Annotated in this window: 4 protein-coding genes; 2 read left to right on the top strand and 2 right to left on the bottom strand. The window is 74.2% G+C overall.

Annotated features, from left to right (window positions below; genetic code table 11):
• Together KN815_RS16835 and KN815_RS16830 are read left to right on the top strand one after the other, a co-directional pair.
• Positions 1-360, top strand: a 360-nt coding sequence (locus tag KN815_RS16835) for a response regulator transcription factor (protein WP_216342749.1), incomplete at its 5' end; no start/stop codon positions are given.
• A gap of 95 nt (positions 361-455) precedes the next feature.
• Positions 456-1,061: a GOLPH3/VPS74 family protein gene (locus KN815_RS16830; protein ID WP_216342748.1), complete on the top strand. Its 606-nt coding sequence runs from the start codon at positions 456-458 to the stop codon at positions 1,059-1,061.
• A 24-nt stretch (positions 1,062-1,085) separates the two neighbouring features.
• Here the strand turns inward: KN815_RS16830 and KN815_RS16825 are convergent, their stop codons facing one another.
• Positions 1,086-1,499: an SDR family NAD(P)-dependent oxidoreductase gene (locus KN815_RS16825; RefSeq protein WP_216342747.1), complete on the bottom strand. Its 414-nt coding sequence runs from the start codon at positions 1,497-1,499 to the stop codon at positions 1,086-1,088.
• 216 nt (positions 1,500-1,715) lie between these two features.
• On the bottom strand, positions 1,716-2,375 hold the full coding sequence (locus KN815_RS16820) for a response regulator transcription factor (RefSeq protein WP_216342746.1): 660 nt from the start codon (positions 2,373-2,375) through the stop codon (positions 1,716-1,718).
• Positions 2,376-2,431 lie beyond the last annotated feature (56 nt).

Genomic DNA, 2,431 nt, shown 5'->3' with positions numbered 1-2,431 from the left:
CCCGGCGTGCTGCGGCGGACCGCGCTGGACGCCCGCCGGGTCGGCGAGCGGCTGTCCGCGCTGGGCGGGCGGCTGGACGTGGACGCGGTCCCCGAGTGGGGCACCATGGTGACGGCCACCGTGCCGCTGGGCCCGCCGCAGCCGGCCCGCAAGGATCCGCTGTACGTACTGGGGGCGCGCGAGCTGGAGGTGCTGGAACAGTTGGCCCGCGGGCGGCGCAACCGGCAGATCGCCCAGGAGCTGCACATCAGCGAGTCGACGGTGAAGTTCCACGTGGCGAACATCCTGGAGAAACTGGGGGTCACCTCGCGTGGCGAGGCCGCCGCGCTGGCCCACACCTGGGGTGCGACCGGCTCCTGAGCGGCCGGTGACAGGGCGGACACCGCGGGACACCTCGGCGGACAGCCCCGCGCTCGCGACGTATCGTGGCTGAGGGACGGCGAGCGGAGCGTTTCATGACCACACCGCGGGACCTGTTGATCGTCACCCTGGACGTGGCGCCCATGCGCCCCCTGGAGCGGGGCGATCTGTCGCTCGCGCTCGCGGGAGCCGAGCTGATCGACCTCCTGGACGCCGAAGCGCTCGGCATCGAGGACGACCGCATCGTGCCGGGTCTGTGCCCGCCGACCGGGGACCGCCTGCTGGACGAGGCCGCGTCGTCGTTCGTCGGCCGGCCGCCGTATGAGCCGGTGGGCGACTGGCTGTGGCGCAGAGGCCGCGGTCTGTCCCCGGCCTATCTGGACGCCCTGGAGTCCGCGGGACAGATCACCCGGCGACGCCACGGCTGGCTGCCGCTCCGCGCCGGTGAGGCGGTGCCGGTGGACTCGGCCGCCCGCCGCCACGCGATGGACCGCTGGGCCTCCGACGAGCCCGTCCTCGCCTCCCTCGCGGCGGCCATCGGGGTCCGCGAGCAGCCCGCCACAGACGCCGCGGGCGCGGCCGGCGACGCGGCCGTGACCGTGCTCGCCGCCGTCAACGACGCCGTGATGGAGCTGGAGGCCGAACGGCAGCGGCGGGCCATCGAGGAAGCGGCCTTCGACAACATCTGGCGCGGCGAATGACCGCGTGATCGGTTCGGCCCCGCGTCAGACGGCCGACCAGCCGTTGTCGACGGGCAGGATGACACCGTTGACATTGCTCGCGGCCTCGGAGGCGAGGAAGAGGATGGCGGCGGCCTGCTCCTCGGCCGTGGCGATCCTGCCGGCGGTCGCGGCATGGGCTCCGATGACTGCCAGGACGTCCAGGCCGCCGAACTCCTGCACGGCCGTGGCGACGACCTCGTCCACCACCCGCTGTTCGCCCAGGTCGCCGACGACGGCCCGGCCCGTGCCCCCTTGCGTTCCTATGGCGGCGACGACCTGTTCGGCGCCGTCCCGGTCGAGATCCGCGACCAGTACCCGCGCCCCCTCCCGGGCGAGGGCCAGGGCGGTGGCCCGGCCGATTCCCGATCCCGCCCCGGTGACGATGACGCCATGGCCCTCGAGTCCGGTGCTGCTCACGTGTTCCTTTCCACGCGGCGATCCGTGCCGCGCTCACCGTAGGTGTTCTTCCGCATGGGTCGGCGGAGGCGGATGAGCCCGCCTCCGCCGGCGACATCACGGATGCCCGGGCGCGGTCGTCAGTCCTGGATCTCGATGGCCAGGGCCGGACCGACTGATTTAAGTCAGGTGTCACTGGAACCGCGCGCACCACCGCGAACTCCCCGGAGGCGTCGGTCAGTCGCTGTCCGACTCGCCCGCGTCGTGGACCAGCAGGGCGATCTGGACGCGGTTGTTGAGGTCCAGCCGGGTCAGGATGCGCGACACATGGGCCTTCACCGTCGGCAGCGCCAGATGCAGCTCCCGGGCGATCTCCGCGTTGGAGCGGCCACCCCCGACCGCCCGGGCCACCTCCCGCTCCCGCTCGCCCAGCAGCGCCAGCCGGGCCCGGGCGGCGGTGGCCCGGTCCTCCTGCCCGCCGCCCGCCACCTGCTCGATGAGGCGGCGGGTGACGGCGGGGGAGAGCACCGGATCCCCGGCGGCCACCGTCCGGATGGCCGTGACGATGTCCCGTGGCGGGGTGTCCTTGAGGAGGAACCCGGCCGCCCCGCCGCGCAGCGCCCGCAGCACATGCGCGTCGGTGTGGAAGGTGGTCAGCACCAGCACCTCCGGGGCGCCGGGCCGGGCCCGGAGCTCGGTGGTGGCGGTCAGCCCGTCCACACCCGGCATCCGGATGTCCATCAGCACCACATCGGGCCGGTGTGCGGCGACCAGGGCCGGCACCTCCGCCCCGTCGGCGGCCTCCGCGACGACCTCGATGTCCGGGGCGCCGCCCAGCATCAGGCGCAGCCCGGCCCGTACGATCGCGTCGTCGTCCACCAGCAGGACATGGATCACCCGCGCCGTCCTCCCTCACCCCTGGCCCGCGGCGGACACCGGGTCCGCCGCGGGCC

The sequence above is a fragment of the Streptomyces niphimycinicus genome, from assembly GCF_018883605.1.
Classification (GTDB): domain Bacteria; phylum Actinomycetota; class Actinomycetes; order Streptomycetales; family Streptomycetaceae; genus Streptomyces; species Streptomyces niphimycinicus.
Note: the sequence above shows the minus strand (reverse complement) of the source record. Positions and strands in the feature narration are given on the sequence as shown.

Coding starts and splice junctions, on each gene's coding strand:
- KN815_RS16830 (WP_216342748.1), top strand. CDS start 456: ATGACCACACCGCGGGACCTGTTGATCGTCACCCTGGACGTGGCGCCC.